General features: G+C 69.2%; 13 protein-coding genes. 6 read left to right on the top strand and 7 right to left on the bottom strand.

The genetic code is table 11. From position 1 onward, the window contains the following. The first annotated feature begins 225 nt into the window (after positions 1-225). On the top strand, positions 226-813 hold the full coding sequence (locus ACLKOY_RS13380; protein ID WP_140038214.1) for an antibiotic biosynthesis monooxygenase: 588 nt from the start codon (positions 226-228) through the stop codon (positions 811-813). Positions 814-972: 159 nt separating this feature from the next. Here ACLKOY_RS13380 and ACLKOY_RS13375 read toward each other — a convergent pair whose 3' ends face one another. Continuing rightward, entirely contained in the window at positions 973-1,872 is a 900-nt protein-coding gene (locus ACLKOY_RS13375) for a LysR family transcriptional regulator (protein ID WP_436454045.1), read from the bottom strand. Positions 1,873-1,966: 94 nt separating this feature from the next. Between ACLKOY_RS13375 and ACLKOY_RS13370 the strand changes: the two genes are divergently transcribed. Next, positions 1,967-2,632, top strand: coding sequence for a type 1 glutamine amidotransferase domain-containing protein (locus ACLKOY_RS13370; RefSeq protein WP_436454044.1), 666 nt, complete (start codon positions 1,967-1,969; stop codon positions 2,630-2,632). A 437-nt stretch (positions 2,633-3,069) separates the two neighbouring features. On the opposite strand, the gene ACLKOY_RS13365 is transcribed toward ACLKOY_RS13370, so the two are convergent. From ACLKOY_RS13365 to ACLKOY_RS13345, 5 genes are all read right to left on the bottom strand, one after another. Next, positions 3,070-4,029 (bottom strand): aldose 1-epimerase family protein, encoded by a 960-nt coding sequence (locus ACLKOY_RS13365; protein WP_436454043.1) that lies wholly within the window; start codon positions 4,027-4,029, stop codon positions 3,070-3,072. Then, positions 4,029-5,552: an L-arabinose isomerase gene (araA, locus tag ACLKOY_RS13360; protein ID WP_436454042.1), complete on the bottom strand. Its 1,524-nt coding sequence runs from the start codon at positions 5,550-5,552 to the stop codon at positions 4,029-4,031. The genes ACLKOY_RS13365 and araA overlap by 1 nt, the downstream gene beginning before the upstream one ends. Before the next feature lie 89 nt (positions 5,553-5,641). After that, entirely contained in the window at positions 5,642-7,258 is a 1,617-nt protein-coding gene (locus tag ACLKOY_RS13355; RefSeq protein WP_436454041.1) for a xylulokinase, read from the bottom strand. Beyond that, positions 7,255-7,974 carry an L-ribulose-5-phosphate 4-epimerase gene (locus tag ACLKOY_RS13350; protein WP_436454040.1) on the bottom strand — a complete coding sequence of 240 codons (720 nt, stop codon included), beginning with the start codon at positions 7,972-7,974 and terminating at the stop codon, positions 7,255-7,257. Before ACLKOY_RS13350 ends, ACLKOY_RS13355 begins: the two co-directional genes overlap by 4 nt. Before the next feature lie 349 nt (positions 7,975-8,323). Continuing rightward, positions 8,324-9,337 carry a LacI family DNA-binding transcriptional regulator gene (locus tag ACLKOY_RS13345; protein ID WP_436454039.1) on the bottom strand — a complete coding sequence of 338 codons (1,014 nt, stop codon included), beginning with the start codon at positions 9,335-9,337 and terminating at the stop codon, positions 8,324-8,326. A 57-nt stretch (positions 9,338-9,394) separates the two neighbouring features. Between ACLKOY_RS13345 and ACLKOY_RS13340 the strand changes: the two genes are divergently transcribed. Both ACLKOY_RS13340 and ACLKOY_RS13335 read left to right on the top strand, forming a co-directional pair. Then, positions 9,395-10,240 carry an NAD-dependent epimerase/dehydratase family protein gene (locus ACLKOY_RS13340; RefSeq protein ID WP_436454038.1) on the top strand — a complete coding sequence of 282 codons (846 nt, stop codon included), beginning with the start codon at positions 9,395-9,397 and terminating at the stop codon, positions 10,238-10,240. A 305-nt stretch (positions 10,241-10,545) separates the two neighbouring features. After that, the gene (locus ACLKOY_RS13335; protein WP_436454037.1) at positions 10,546-11,031 is read left to right on the top strand and encodes a hypothetical protein; all 486 of its coding nucleotides are present in this window, start codon (positions 10,546-10,548) and stop codon (positions 11,029-11,031) included. A gap of 41 nt (positions 11,032-11,072) precedes the next feature. Here the strand turns inward: ACLKOY_RS13335 and ACLKOY_RS13330 are convergent, their stop codons facing one another. Further along, the gene (locus tag ACLKOY_RS13330; protein WP_436454036.1) at positions 11,073-12,095 is read right to left on the bottom strand and encodes a LacI family DNA-binding transcriptional regulator; all 1,023 of its coding nucleotides are present in this window, start codon (positions 12,093-12,095) and stop codon (positions 11,073-11,075) included. A 190-nt stretch (positions 12,096-12,285) separates the two neighbouring features. On the opposite strand from ACLKOY_RS13330, the gene ACLKOY_RS13325 reads away from it, so the two are divergent. Together ACLKOY_RS13325 and ACLKOY_RS13320 are read left to right on the top strand one after the other, a co-directional pair. Beyond that, positions 12,286-13,581, top strand: coding sequence for an ABC transporter substrate-binding protein (locus tag ACLKOY_RS13325; RefSeq protein ID WP_436454035.1), 1,296 nt, complete (start codon positions 12,286-12,288; stop codon positions 13,579-13,581). A 73-nt stretch (positions 13,582-13,654) separates the two neighbouring features. Then, the gene (locus tag ACLKOY_RS13320) at positions 13,655-14,560 is read left to right on the top strand and encodes a carbohydrate ABC transporter permease (RefSeq protein ID WP_436454034.1); all 906 of its coding nucleotides are present in this window, start codon (positions 13,655-13,657) and stop codon (positions 14,558-14,560) included. The last annotated feature ends 2 nt before the right edge of the window (positions 14,561-14,562 follow it).

The following is a 14,562-nucleotide window of genomic DNA, read 5'->3' as shown; positions in this document are numbered from 1 at the left end:
AAGGCCGAACTTCCGGCATCCGGCCGTCGCAGGCGCATTCGGCCTCCCGAAGCACCCGGCCTCAGGCATCCGGCCAGAGCCTCGGGATGCCGGCTTCGCGCGCCGCGAAAACGGGCGGTGGCCACCGGCATCCGAAATACAATCGATGGTGCGCCCGCACCCTGGCGCATCCCCCACCGTCGAGGCGCCCGTGACCCGGGCGACCGCACTTTCTGAGGACCCACCATGTCCAGCGAACCCATCACCGTCTCCATCCGCCGAGAGCTCGACCCCGAGCACGTGGCCGAGGCCACTGCCTGGGTGCAGACCGGCGTGAATCTCGCCCACCGGTACCCGGGGTTCCTCGGATCCGGGTGGGTGCGCGACGGCGAGGATTCGCACGTCTGGCACATGCTCTACCGGTTCTCCGACGAGAAGTCGCTCGTCGCCTGGGAGCAGTCCGGCGAGCGCGAGTGGTGGAAGTCGACCGGCGAGCAGTTCGTGCGCAGCGAGCGCGTGCGCCGCCGCAGCGGCATCGAGGGCTGGTTCGACGAGCCGACCACCGACACCATCACCCTCCCTCGGGCCGACGGCTCGACGACCACCGTGGCGATGGTCAGCACTCCCCCGCGCTGGAAGCAGGCCGTGTCGATCTGGCTCGGGTTCTTCCCCCTCAACCTCGCCTTCACCTATGCGATGAGTCCGATCCCCGGCTGGAACGAGCTGCCGATCTGGCTGCGCGTGCTCGCCACGACGGTGGTGCTGACCCCGATCATGACCTACTGGGTGCTGCCCTGGGTCACGCGTTCGCTGCGGAACTGGCTCAACCGCTGAGGCGTCGGCCGGCTTGGCTCGGCTCGGCTCGGCTCGGCTCGCGGCAGGGTGCGGGGGTCGGGTGGTCGGCGCGCTTCGGGGCCAAAAACGCACCGGAAACCGCCGTTTCGGATGCACTTTTGACCACGCACCCCGCCGCGCGAGCTGAGCGCGGGCAGATCAGAGACCGGCGACGGCGGCGCGCAGCGCCTGCTCGACGACAGCGACCCCCTCGGCCAGCGGCCCAGGTCGGCGAACGAGGTGCAGAGTGTTGATCGGCGGGTCCTCGGTCGGCCGCAGGTCGACGAGTCTCCCGTCGGCGAGCTCGTCGGCGATCAGGTAGGTCGGCAGTGCCGTGACACCCGCTCCGGCCACGGCAGCGGCGGCGAGCGCACGCAGATCAGGGAAGACGAGAGCGGGCTCCCGATCGAGACGGATGCCGAAGACGTGCCGCCAGTAGCGCCGCACGATCGGCACGTCGCGGTCGTAGGACAGCAGGGGCACCTCTGCGAGTGAATACGGTGCAAGGCTCGGTGATGGTTCGATGCCCAGCGACGGAGAGGCGACGAGCGCGAACTCCTCGTCGAAGAGCGGCGTGCTCGGCCGCGTGCGCCCTCTCGGACGCACCGCCGAGACCACCAGGTCGAGGCTGCCGACCCTGAGCTGCTCGAGCAGGTCGTCGGCCAGGCCGGTGGTCACCGCGAGCCGCAGCCCGTCGGCGACCGCGGGGGCGAGGGCGGGAGCTGCGACGCGGGCCAGGAACTCCGCGGCGCCCCCCACGCGCACGATCGGCGATTCGGCGGCGGGGCGGGTGCCGAGAGCATCCGCCAGCGCGTCGAGAGGACCGGAGAGCCGAGCGGCGACCTCGTCGGCCCGCGGGGTCGGACGGATGCCGCGCGCATGACGCACGAACAGCGGCTCGCCGACGCTCGTCTCCAGCGCCTGCAGCTGCGACGTCACCGATGACTGCGCGAGTCCCAGTGTGCGCGCGGCCGCCGACACCGAGCCGGACCGGTGCGCGGCGAGGAAGGTGCGCCACAGTCCGAGGTCCCGCAACCCATCGGAATTCCGATTGCTCATATCGGCAATCTATCGGAATCGCTGCCCTACGCTCACGGTTGTCCCGAACATCGCATCCGCACGGCATCCGTCGTCCGATCCCTCTGGAGCAATCATGTCATCCGTCCTCTTCGTCGTCACCGGCGCCCGCACCTGGACCCTCACCGACGGCACCGAGCACCCCACCGGCTACTGGGCCGAAGAGCTGCTCGCCCCATACCGCCTGCTCACCGCAGCGGGCCACGACGTCGTGTTCGCGACTCCGGGCGGCGTCGAGCCGGTCGCCGATGCAGGAAGCCTGGGAGACGGTGATGCCGCTGCGCTCGCGCAGATCCCGGGGCTCTCCACTCCTCTCGTGCTCGCCGACGTCGACGCCGCCGACTACGCGGCTGTCTACTACCCCGGCGGTCACGGCCCCATGCAGGACCTCGCAGTGGATGCCGACTCGGCGGCGCTCATCTCGGCGACCGTCGCCGCCGGCCACCCGCTGGCTGCCGTATGCCACGGTCTCGCCGCTCTGCTTCCGGCGCTCGATTCCACTGGTGAGCCCCTTGTCGCCGGACGCCGCATCACCGGCTTCTCCGACGAGGAGGAGCGCATCGGCGGGCTCGCCGACCGCGCCCCGTTCCTGCTCGAGACGTCGCTGCGCGACCTCGGAGCCGACGTCGATGTGACCGACCCCTGGAGCGATCACACCATCGTCGACGGACAGCTCATCACCGGACAGAACCCGCAGTCGTCGGCATCCGCCGCCCGGGCGCTGATCGCGGCTCTCGCCTGACGCATCGCCGGCGCGGCTCTGGCGCCGCGCCGTACGGGGTCTGTGCGGGGAAGTTTCGCACCGGGGTCTCGGTGCGGGGTCAGTTGCGCACCCAGCGTTAGCTGCGGGGTCAGTTGCGCACCGGAAACGTGCGATCCGGATGCGCTTGTGACCCCGCATGCTGCGGCATCCGCGGCTCACGCCGGCCGCACCCACGCGGGGCCAGTTGCGCACCGGACCCACGCGGGGTCAATTACGCACCGGAAACGTCTGATCCCGGTGCAAAACTGACCCCGCTCCGGACTTCCGATGCAAAACTGACCCCGCACCGGACGTAGGGTGCGAAATCGACCCCGCACCGCCCCGCGCCCAGGCCACGGCACGGCACGGCAGGCCACGGCACGGCACGGCACGGCACGGCACGGCACGGCACGGTATCGCACCTCAGGCGACGCGCCTCAGACGGCGGAGATCCTCCAGGATGCCGCGTGCGTCGCGCCGGGTTCGAGCACGACGAGGTCCGTTCCCGAGTTGAAGGCGTCGGGTGGGCAGGTCATGGGCTCGACCGCGAGTCCGATGCGGTGGATCGCATCGATCCCCGGGTTGTCGGCCGTGTGCACCTGCACCCACGGGCAGCGCTCATCGAACGTCATCGCGACGCCCACTCCGGCATCCGTCACCATACGCACCTCGGCGACACCGCCGTCACGAGCAAGACCCGTGAACGCGTGATCGATGAAGACGTCGCCGATCGGGCGCGCAGCGCGGAAGTCCCACTCCGGATGCTCCGACACCGCCTCGAGACCCACGGGGCTCAACCGGTCGGGGGTGACCGTGAGCACCTCGGATGCCGGCAGAGTCAGCGTCCAGTCGTCCACGCGGCCGTCGGTGCCTGCGACGAGATACGGATGCGGTCCGGTGCCCCAGGGCGCAGCATCCGCCCCGAGGTTGCGCGCCGTGACCGTCTGACGCAGCCCGTCGACGTCGATGCGGTACTCGGTCTCGACCTCGACGCGGAACGGGTAGCCTGTCTGCGGCTCGATCACGGCCGCGAGCACGACGCGGTCGTCGAGCACGAGGCGATCCTCGAACTCGGCCCACGCGAGAAGCCCGTGCAGCGCCTGGCCGCGGGCCGGTTCTGTGAGAGCCAGCTGATGTTCGACGCCGCCGAACGTGTACTTCCCGTCGACGATGCGGTTGGGCCACGGTGCGAGGGTGGTGCCGCGGTACCCGGGCCTGACCTCGTCGGCGTCGAACGGCACGACGAGGTCGCGCCCGTCGAACGTGAGCGCGCGCAGCGAGGCGCCGACGCTCGCGATGACAGCCTCATAGCCGTGCCCCGCGATGCGCAGCTGTCGACCGGAGCGCGGCCGCGCGGCCGTCGCGAGATCCACGGCGGCAGCAGAACCCTGAGTCATCACAGCCCCTGCGCGAGTCGGTAGTAGGCCTGGTTCCACCGGACCTGCTTCTGGAACTCGGGCAGCGTGGTCGCCTCGTCGATCACGAGCAGCTCGACCTCGGCCATCTCGGCGAAGTCGCGGAAGGCCTCGAGGCCGACGGCCGTCGACATGACGGTGTGGTGCGCAGCCCCGGCGGTCAGCCACGCGGCAGCCGAGGTGTTGAAGTCGGGCTGCGGCTTCCACACGGCGCGACCGACGGGCAGCTTCGGCAGCGACTGACGCGGCGGCACGTTCTCGACGACGTTCGCGGTGAGGCGGAACCGGTCGCGCATGTCGCTGAGCGCGACGACGATGGCGGGGCCGGGGTCGGCGGTGAAGACCAGTCGCACCGGGTCGTCCTTGCCGCCGATGCCCAGCGGGTGGATCTCGAGCGTCGGCTTCGCGGTGGTGAGTGACGGCGAGACCTCGAGCATGTGCGCGCCGAGGATCAGCTCGTCGCCCGGCGTCATGTCGTAGGTGTAGTCCTCCATGAGGCTCGCACCACCAGGCAGTCCCGCACCCATCACGTTGGCGACGCGCACGAGGATCGCCGTCTTCCAGTCACCCTCGGCACCGAAACCGTAGCCCTCGGCCATCAGGCGCTGCACGGCGAGACCGGGCAGCTGCTTGAGCGCACCGAGGTCTTCGAACGAGGTCGTGAAGGCGCCGAAGCCGCCCTCTTCGAGGAACGACCGCAGACCGATCTCGATCGCGGCACCGTCACGCAGCGACTGGTGGCGATCGCCTCCGCGACGCAGCTCGGGCACGACCTCGTAGAGCTCTTCGTACTCGGCCACGAGGGCGTCGATCTCGGACTCGGATGCCGCGGCGACGGCATCCGCCAGGTCGTTCACGCCCCAGGTGTTGACCTGCACGCCGAAGCGCAGCTCGGCCTCGGTCTTGTCGCCCTCGGTGACGGCGACGAAGCGCATGTTGTCGCCGAAGCGGGCGAGCTTGAGCGAACGGGATGCCGCGAGGCCGGCGGCCGCACGCTGCCAGGTCGCGATCTCCTGGCGCACGCGCGGGTCGCTCGCGTGACCGACGACGGTCTTGCGCGGCACGCCGAGACGCGTCTGGATGTACCCGAACTCGCGGTCGCCGTGCGCCGCCTGGTTCAGGTTCATGAAGTCGAAGTCGATGTCGGCCCAGGGCAGCTCGACGTTGGCCTGCGTGTGCAGGTGCGCGAGCGGCTTCTGCAGCGCGTCGAGACCGGCGATCCACATCTTCGCGGGGCTGAAGGTGTGCATCCACGCGATCAGGCCGATGACCCGGTCGTCCGCATTGGCCTCGAGCGCGGTGCGCTTGATGGCGGCGGAATCCGTGAGCACGGGCTTCCAGACGATCTTCACCGGAACCTCGCCGGCATCGTCGAGGATGCGAGCGATCTGCTGCGACTGCTCGGCGACCTGCGCGAGCGTCTCGGGGCCGTAGAGGTGCTGGCTGCCGGTGAGGAACCAGACCTCGTAGCCGTCGAGCGAGGTGGAGAGCCTGTTGCGGGTCATGAGTGGCCTTTCATAGTCGGTCGTTGAGCGAGGAGCGAAGCACCGAGACGAAACGTGGTGCGGTGTGCGCTTCGCCTCGCTGCTCTCGCTCAGCGACCGGGAGGGAGAGCGGTGGTCGCGGCGGCTTCGATGGCGAGGCCTGCGCGGTAGTGGTCGAGGTAGTCGGTGAAGCCGGCGACGTCGGCGGGGTCGGGGTCGGCGACCGAGAGGGATGCCGACGCGAACACGTCCTGTTCGAGGTACTCCCCCAACGAGATCGTCTCGGCGTGCGCGAGGTACGACGCGAGCACGGCGATGCCCCACGCCCCACCCTCGGAGGCGAGTTCACCCACTGCGACGGGAGCACCGAGCGCTCCGGCGAGGAAGCGCTGCGCGACCCCGGCGGTGCGGAACATGCCCCCGTGGGCGAACATGCGGTCGAGCTCGACACCCTCTGCGGCGAGCACCTGCATGCCGAGCGCGAGCGTGCCGAACACGCCGTAGAGCTGCGAGCGCATGAAGTTCGCGAGCGTGAAGGCGCTGTCGGGCGTGCGCACGAACAGCGGGCGCCCCTCGGTGAGCCCGGCGATCGGCTCACCGGCGAGGTGGTTGTAGGCGAGCAGACCACCGGCATCCGCCTCTCCGTCGAGAGCCTCACGGAAGAGCGCGTCGAAGACGGCGTCGTCGCTCAACGGCTGCCCGGCGGCGGCCGAGAAGCGCGTGAAGAGACCGGCCCAGGCGGCGAGCTCGCTCGCGCCGTTGTTGCAGTGCACCATCGCGACGGCGTCACCCGCGGGAGTCGTCACGAGGTCGAGTTCGTGATGCACCTCGGCCAGCGGATGCTCGAGCACGACCATCGCGAAGATGCTCGTGCCGGCCGAGACGTTGCCCGTGCGCGGAGACACCGAGTTGGTCGCCACCATGCCGGTGCCGGCGTCGCCCTCGGGCGGGCACAGCGGGATGCCGGGCTGCAGCGCGCCTGTCGGGTCGAGGAGCCTCGCACCCTCCACCGTGAGAGATCCTGCGGCGGCGCCGGCGGGGAGGACTTTCGGGAGCAGGTCTTCGGCGGTCGTCGGAAGGCGATCGGCGACGAGGGAGTCGTACGCCTGCAGCATCCGCTCGTCGTAGTCGCCGGTGGCCGAGTCGATCGGGAACATGCCGGAGGCATCGCCGACGCCGAGGACTCGCTCGCCCGTGAGCTTCGCGTGGACGTACCCGGCGAGGGTCGTGACTGCGTCGAGCCGGGCCACGTGCCCCTCGCCGTCGACGACCGCCTGGTGCAGGTGGGCGATCGACCAGCGCAGCGGGATGTTGACGCCGAGCAGATCGGTCAGCTCCGCCGCCGCCGCACCCGTGTTGGTGTTGCGCCAGGTGCGGAACGGCACGAGCAGCTCACCCTGCGCGTCGAACGCGAGGTAGCCGTGCATCATGGCCGAGATGCCGATCGCGCCGAAGGTCTCGGGGCGCACGCCGTGGTGCTCGTGCGCGTCGGCGATGAGCTCGGCGTAGGCGGCCTGGAGGCCCGTCCAGACCTCGTCGATCGAGTAGGTCCAGAGACCGTCTTCGAGTCGGTTCTCCCACGCGAACGATCCGGTGGCGAGCACCTCGGTGGCATCCGAACCGATCAGGCAGGCCTTGATGCGCGTGGAGCCGAGCTCGATGCCGAGGCTCGTGCGGGCGGCGAGGATGTCGTCGCGGGCCGTGGTCGCATCTGCCGTGTCGCTCATCGTCGGGCGTCCGAGTTCTGTCCGTAGACGTTCTGGTAGCGGTGGAAGAGGCTGTCGATCGCCTCCTGCGGAATCGGGATGAGCGGGCCGGCCTCGCGGGCGTGGTGCACGGTGCGGGCCACGTCCTCGACCATGACGGCTGCCTTCACGGCATCCTTCGCGTCGACTCCGATCGTGAACGGGCCGTGGTTCTGCATGAGCACGGCCCGGCTGCGGTGTCCACTGAGGGTCTGGACGATGCCGCGGCCGATCGAGTCGTCGCCGATGATCGCGAAAGGGCCGACCGGAATCGGACCGCCGAACTCATCGGCCATGGCGGTGATGACGCACGGGATCTCTTCGCCGCGAGCAGCCCACGCGACCGCGAAGGTCGAGTGCGTGTGCACGACTCCGCCGACGGTGGGCATGTGACGGTAGACGTAGGCGTGGGCTGCGGTGTCGCTCGAGGGCGAGCGGTCGCTGCCCGGCGTGCCCGGGATCACGGCGCCGTCGAGGTCGCACAGGATCATGTTCTCGGGGGCGAGGTCGTCGTAGCTCACGCCCGAGGGCTTGATGACGAACAGATCGGCGCCGGGGACACGGCCTGAGACATTGCCGCCGGTCCACACGACGAGGCCGTAGCGCACCAGTTCGGCGTGCAGACGGGCGACGTCCTCGCGGACGGCCTGGATCGATGCGTCGATCTCAGGGGAGAAGACGGGGGCTTCGTTGCTCACGGGTACCTCAGGGTCGTCGGTGGTCACTGTGACCGGTCACAGCAGTGTGTCACGGGGTTCGGCGGGCCGTCAAGATGCGAGTCACAGCGGTCGGCCGTTCACAATTCAGCATGATCGGATCGCTCGCGGTGCCTGCCACCCGGAATCTCGCGGGTTCGGCTGTCGAACGGAGCCGTTCATGCTGACTTGTGCACGCGGCGCGTCACCGCCACCGCATCTCGTGCGGGTCACTTTTGCATCTCCCGCCCCGTGCGGGGTCACTTTCGCATCGGAAACGGCGTGCTCACGTGCGAAAGTGACCCCGCACCTCGCGGGGCGTGCGAGATCGACCCTGCACCCTGGGCGGCCCTCAGCGGGGCGGCGCGATCGACGCCCGGGTCACCAGCACGGGCGCCACGGGTGGAAGGTCGGATGCCGTCGCACCCGCGGCGCCGGCGAGCACCGCAGCGACCGCGCGGCGGGCCAGTTCGCTGAAGTCCTGCCGCACGGTCGTGAGCTTCGGCCAGTAGTAGGCGGCATCGGGGGTGTCGTCGAAGCCGACCACGCTGATGTCGCCAGGCACCGAGAGCCCGGCCTCGTGCAAGCCGCCGAGCAGCCCGAGCGCCATCTGGTCGTTCGCCGCGAACACCGCCGTCACTCCCGACGAGCGGACGGCGTCGACCGCCGCGTAGCCCGAGCCAGCGGTCCAGTCGCCCTCGAACACGGGTCCGGCGGCGAGTCCACGAGCGGCGAGCTCGTCTGCGAATCCCTGAGTGCGGGACTCGGCTTCGAGCCAGTCGGCGGGTCCGGCCAGGTGTGCGATGCGCGTGTGCCCGGCGTCGGCGAGCGCCGCGACGGCGAGCCTCGCTCCGGCCGCCTGGTCGACCGAGAGGCCGCGGGCTCCCCGGTCGGCCGCATGCAGGGTCACGACCGGCACGCCGATGCGCACCTTGTCGAGCGCTTCGAGGGTACGGGCATGCGGTGCGACGACGACGATGCCCTCGACGCCCTGCATCACGAGGTGGTCGACCGCGGCTACCACGGCATCCGCATCCCCCGCATCAGCGAAGGCCGCACTCAGCCAGTACCCCGCCTCGCGAGCCGACGCCTCGAGCGCGGCGATGCTGCGCGAGGGACCGTAGTGCAGCGCGTCTGTGGCGAGCACGCCGAGCGTGCGGGAGCGCCGCGTGCCCAGTGCCCTGGCGGCGTTGTTCATGCGGTAGCCGAGCTCGGTCATCGCGGCGAGCACGCGCTCGCGGGTCTCAGCGGCGACCTCGGGGTGGTCGTTCAGCACCCTCGACACGGTCTGCCGCGAGACCCCGGCGAGCACGGCGACGTCGCGCACTCCGACGGTGCGACGGGACTCGCTGCTCGTGTCACTCACGCCGACGAGTGTATGCCGAGCGGCCCCGGCGCCTCTGCTTCGTGCCACTCTGGTGACATGCGCATCGCACTCACCGGATCATCGGGCAAGCTCGGCAGCGTCGTCGCGAGGGAGCTCCGCGCCCACGGATACGACGTCATAGGCATGGACGTCGCAGGCACTCGCGGCCCCGACTTCGTGCAGGTCGATCTGACGGACTATGGCCAGGTGGTGGATGCTTTCACTGCGGTCGGCGACCGGCACGACGGCATCGACGCCGTGGTGCATCTCGGCGCGATTCCCGCCCCCGGCATCCGCAGCGATGTCGCGACCTTCCACAACAACATGCCCGCGACGTTCAACGTCTTCTGGGCCGCAGTGCGCCTCGGCATCCGGCGCGTCGTCTACGCGTCGAGCGAGACCGTCCTCGGGCTGCCGTTCGATGTGCCACCGCCCTACGTGCCGGTCGACGAGGACTACCCCGCTCGCCCCGAGTCGGTCTATTCGCTGGTCAAGACGCTCGAGGAGCACCTGGCGACCGAGCTCGTGCGCTGGCACCCCGATCTGTCGATCACCGCGCTGCGGTTCTCGAACGTGATGAACCCCGAGGACTACGCAGAGTTCCCCGACTTCGACGCCGACGCGCTGCGCCGCAAGTGGAACCTCTGGGGCTACATCGATGCCCGCGACGGTGCCCAGGCCGTGCAGCGAGCGCTCGAGGTCGCGGCTCCAGGGTTCGACAACTTCATCATCGCGGCCGCAGACACCGTGATGACGCGCCCCAACGCCGAGCTGCTCGCCGAGGTCTTCCCCGACGTGCCGGTCGCCCGCGAGTTCGGCCCGCACGAGACACTGCTGTCGATCGACAAGGCGCGGCGCGTGTTGGGCTTCGACCCGCAGTACTCCTGGCGCGACCACGTCTGAGCCGGCGCGCAGCAGGTTCGAGAGCCGCAGTACAAAGGGATGCTGGTATGCCGGGTCGCTGCCGGTAGCCTCCTCCCATGAAACGGTGTGGTTTCCGCAGAATCGGTCTTCTCTCAGCTCCGGTGCTGGCACTGCTGCTGAGCTCGTGTGCCATGTCACCCGGAACGCACCCAGCACCGGTATCTGTCGCGCAGGAAGCAACACGATCTGATGCCGCTGAGATCCTTCTGTCTCTCGATATCAGTGCTGTCTCGACCATCGTCTTCCAGAACACGACAGACCTCGGCCAACGCTCCGCGGCTGTGGTGACCGGTACCGTGCACCGCTGGCTCGCGGGAGACAAGGTCACCACCGCCGCCGGAACACCCGTCGGTGCAGCCCTCCTCGCCGAAGTCGAGGTCACCGAGGTCACTGTGAAGGACGAGACATCGCTGCAGCCGGGGGACATCGTCTACATTCCCGTGATCTCTCCGTCGTCGGAGCCTCAAGAGGTCGCCGATGCGTTGCCCCGAGACCTCGACGTGGTGGCATATCTCGACGACGAGTTGACCCCAGAACAGCTGCAGGTGTCCGAGGAGTATCGAGTCGAGACAGGCGACGCTGAGGCGGCAGGCAAACCCCGATGGCACCTCGTGAGCCCCCAGGGGTTCATCGTCACCAACCCATCCGACCCTGGCGAACAGATCTGGCCGTTCTTGGGATCGCGCGCAACCGGGGAACTCACCGACGTTCTCCCCGGAGGGCGGTTGGATGGCCTGACTGACGAGCAACGCAAGCTCATCATCGGCTGACGGACGGCGCGGCAGGACCTGACTACACCCGAGAGAGCGCCTCAGCGCCGGGCGATGGTCGATCCGCGGATCACGAGCCGCACCGGCAGGTGGTGCGACCCCTCGCCGATGTCGATGCCGTCGATCGCGTCGAATACCCGTAGCGCGGCCTGACGTCCGAGTTGCTGCAGGTTGGCGTCGATGCTGGTGAGCTCGGGCCTCGCGTTGGTCGCGAGCACCTCCCAGTTGTCGTAGCCGATCACCGCGAGGTCATCGGGCACGGTGCGGCCGAGATCCCGCGCCGAGTCGAGCACGCCGCGGGCGATCTGGTCCGACCCGCAGAACACGGCATCGATGTCGGGATGCCGTTGCAGCAGCATCGCGGCGGCATCACGGCCCCAGTGCTCCGTCCACTCCGAGAACATCGGCTCGCCGACGAGCTCGAGTCCTGCTTCGCCGAGCGCGGCTCTCGCCCCCGCGAGTCGGTCTTGAGCTGCTGCATAGGTCGGGTCGCCCGAGATGTGCGCGATGCGCCGCCGCCCGCAGGCGAGCAAGTGCTCGATCGCGAGACGCCCTCCTGCGTAGTTGTCGGGGGTCAGCGAGAGGTCGCGCGGGTCGTCTGACGGCGCGTACGCGTAGACGACCGGCACGGGGATCTCCTGCCCGAGCGACGGCCGCGGGTCGGTCTGCCGGCCGACCACGATGATGCCGTCGACGCGGCGGCTCAGCAGCTCGCGTAGGTGGTGCTGCTCGCGGATCGCGTCGCCGCGAGCATCGCACAGGAACACGTTGATGCGACCGGCGCCGAAGGCGTCCTCGGCCCCCATCAGAATCGGCAGCATGAAGCGACCCTCGAGATCGCTCGTGAGCAAGCCGACGGTGCCGGTGCGCCCCGCGAGCAGGCCGCGGGCCATCGCGTTCGGCGTGAAGGACAGCTCTTCGGCGATCGACCGCACCTTGGCGCGGGTCGCCGCCGAGACATCACCCCGGTCGTTCAGGGCCTTGGAGGCCGTCGAGATCGACACTCCGGCGCGCGCGGCGACATCGCCGAGGGTCACCGCCCGTGCTGCAGTCGCGTCGCTCATCCCACTCCCTGTTGCTGAAAGGTTATCGGAACGAGGGTTGACGCCCCCGCTGAAACCACGCTATACCTTTTCGAAAGGGTTTTCGTAGATTTCGAAGGACCTGATCTCCACACCACCTCCACACCGGCGCTGCAGTGACGAAGCGCCATATCGCATCCGCTCGAAGACGAGCCCAGAGGAGTCCCCCACCATGATCACCACCCGCACTCACGCCGTGCGCCGAGCATTCGCCGCGGTCATCGCAGCCGGCCTGCTCGTCGGCGGCCTCGCCGCCTGCGCACCCGCCGCCGACGAGGCGTCGAACGAACCCATCCCCGCCGAAGGCACCGACGACGGCACGACCCTGACGCTGTGGACCCGCGCTCCGATCGAGCGCCAGGCCAAGCTGCTGGTCGACGCCTACAACGAGAGCCACGAGAACCAGGTCGAGCTGACGGTCGTCCCCAACGACGACTACGTCGCCAAGGTCGGCGCCGCTGCGGGGTCGGGCGGTCTGCCCGATCTCTTCGCCGCCGACATCGTCTACGTGCCCAACTGGGCGCAGCAGGGCCTGTTCCAGGACATGTCCGAGCAGATCGACGGCCTCGACTTCAAGGACGAGATCAACCCCGGCCATCTTTCGGCCGGCACCGTCGACGGCGCCGAGTACGTGCTGCCGTTCGCGCTCGACCTTTCAATGCTGTTCTGGAACAAGGAGCTGTTCGCCGAGGCGGGCCTCGATCCCGAGAAGGCGCCGGCCACACTCGAGGAGTTCGCCGAGGCGGCCATGGCCGTGCAGGCGCTGAACAAGCCGGACACTTACGGCACCGCGACCGGCCTCAACTGCGGCGGCTGCCTGGTGTTCACCTGGTTCCCCTCGATCTGGGCTTCGGGTGACGAGGTCATGAGCGACGACGGCACCGAATCACTGCTCGACGGAGACTCGGCACAGGCCGTCTACGACACCTGGGCCGAGCTGCAGGATGCCGGGGCGATCCTCCCCAGCTCGACGGACGAGGCCGGCCCCACCTGGACCGCAGCGTTCAGCGAGGGCAAGGTCGGCGTGATGCCGTTCCCGGCAACGCTGCTCCCCTCCCTCGAGTTCGACGCAGGAGTCGCCGGCATCCCCGGTGTCGACGGCGGCGCCTCGACCTTCGTCGGCGGCGACGGCATCGGCATCTCGAAGGACTCTGAGAAGGCCGCGCAGGCCTGGAACTTCCTCGACTGGATGATGTCGGAGGAGGCGCAGGTCGAGGTGCTCGCGAAGGACGGCAACGCCGTCTCGCGCGGCGACCTCGCCGACAACGAGTACGCGGCCGCCGACCCTCGGCTGGTCACTATCAACGAGGTCGCCGCTCAGGGCGACACCCCGGTGGCACTGAACTTCCAGCAGGCGTTCAACGCACCGGGCAGCCCGTGGCTCACGCTCGTGCGCAACGCGGTGCTGGACGGCGAGGATGCCGTGCCGGCCGACAACGAGGAGATCACCGCGATCCTGTCGCAGTGACCCGCCGCGGGGGCGGCGCCGCGCGCCGCCCCCGCATCCACCTCGTCAGTACCCCCGATCGAAAGAGAACGAGATGACCTCGACCGCACCCCCGCTGCGTCGCCGCAGGCCGCGCACCGCATTCGGCGGCCCGGTGCAGGGCTGGCTCTACGCCGCCCCGACGGCGATCTTCGTCGCCCTGCTGTTCATCGTCCCGCTGGTGCTGGTGGTGCAGATGTCGGCATCCGACTGGCCGCTGCTGAGCGGCAATCAGGGCATCAACTTCCCGGAGAACTACACGGATGCGGTGACCCACCGCCTCTTCTGGGACTCGATCCGCTTCACCCTGCTCTACACGCTCATCACAACCGTCATCCTGATCGGCCTGGGGCTGGGTCTCGCCCTGCTGGTGCAGGAGTCGACGCGGTGGAAGGGCTTCCTGCGTACCGCGTTCCTGATCCCGAGCGCCCTGGGCCTGGCATCCGCGTCGCTTCTGTTCTACGTGCTGTACTCCCCCATCGCCGGCCCGTTCGCGAACCTGATGAAGTCATGGGGAATCACCTTCCTCGGCACTCCCGAAGGTGCGCTGTGGTCGACGATCTTCCTGATCGTCTGGCGCTATGCAGGCTTCTACATGCTGCTGATGCTGGTGGGCCTGCAGGGCATCCCCGACGATGTCTACGAGGCCGCGCGCATCGACGGCGCGAACCGCTGGCAGACGTTCCGAGACATCACGGTTCCGCTGCTCAAACCGACCTTCGCCCTGACGACCGTGATGTGCGTGACCGGATCTCTGCTGGCGTTCGAGCAGTTCTACATCCTCACCAAGGGCGGGCCCGACAACAGCACCATGACGGTCGTGCAGCTGATCTACAACGTGGCCTTCCAGGGGCAGAACAGCCTCGGCATCGCCGGCGCCCTCTCGGTGATCGTGCTGCTCGCCCTCATCGTCATCAACGTCTTCCAGCTGCGCGCGTTCCGCCGCACGGATGAGAGCTGAGA

Origin of the sequence: Microbacterium sp. K2, from assembly GCF_051365005.1 — a bacterium.
Classification (GTDB): domain Bacteria; phylum Actinomycetota; class Actinomycetes; order Actinomycetales; family Microbacteriaceae; genus Microbacterium; species Microbacterium foliorum_B.
Note: the sequence above shows the minus strand (reverse complement) of the source record. Positions and strands in the feature narration are given on the sequence as shown.

What these genes read in the sequence shown, in the direction of transcription:
- ACLKOY_RS13375 (WP_436454045.1), bottom strand. Translation starts at nt 1,872, where the DNA reads ATGAGCAATCGGAATTCCGATGGGTTGCGGGACCTCGGACTGTGGCGC.
- ACLKOY_RS13365 (WP_436454043.1), bottom strand. Translation starts at nt 4,029, where the DNA reads ATGACTCAGGGTTCTGCTGCCGCCGTGGATCTCGCGACGGCCGCGCGG.
- ACLKOY_RS13320 (WP_436454034.1), top strand. Translation starts at nt 13,655, where the DNA reads ATGACCTCGACCGCACCCCCGCTGCGTCGCCGCAGGCCGCGCACCGCA.
- ACLKOY_RS13330 (WP_436454036.1), bottom strand. Translation starts at nt 12,095, where the DNA reads ATGAGCGACGCGACTGCAGCACGGGCGGTGACCCTCGGCGATGTCGCC.
- ACLKOY_RS13355 (WP_436454041.1), bottom strand. Translation starts at nt 7,258, where the DNA reads ATGAGCGACACGGCAGATGCGACCACGGCCCGCGACGACATCCTCGCC.
- ACLKOY_RS13370 (WP_436454044.1), top strand. Translation starts at nt 1,967, where the DNA reads ATGTCATCCGTCCTCTTCGTCGTCACCGGCGCCCGCACCTGGACCCTC.
- ACLKOY_RS13380 (WP_140038214.1), top strand. Translation starts at nt 226, where the DNA reads ATGTCCAGCGAACCCATCACCGTCTCCATCCGCCGAGAGCTCGACCCC.
- ACLKOY_RS13340 (WP_436454038.1), top strand. Translation starts at nt 9,395, where the DNA reads ATGCGCATCGCACTCACCGGATCATCGGGCAAGCTCGGCAGCGTCGTC.
- ACLKOY_RS13325 (WP_436454035.1), top strand. Translation starts at nt 12,286, where the DNA reads ATGATCACCACCCGCACTCACGCCGTGCGCCGAGCATTCGCCGCGGTC.
- araA (WP_436454042.1), bottom strand. Translation starts at nt 5,552, where the DNA reads ATGACCCGCAACAGGCTCTCCACCTCGCTCGACGGCTACGAGGTCTGG.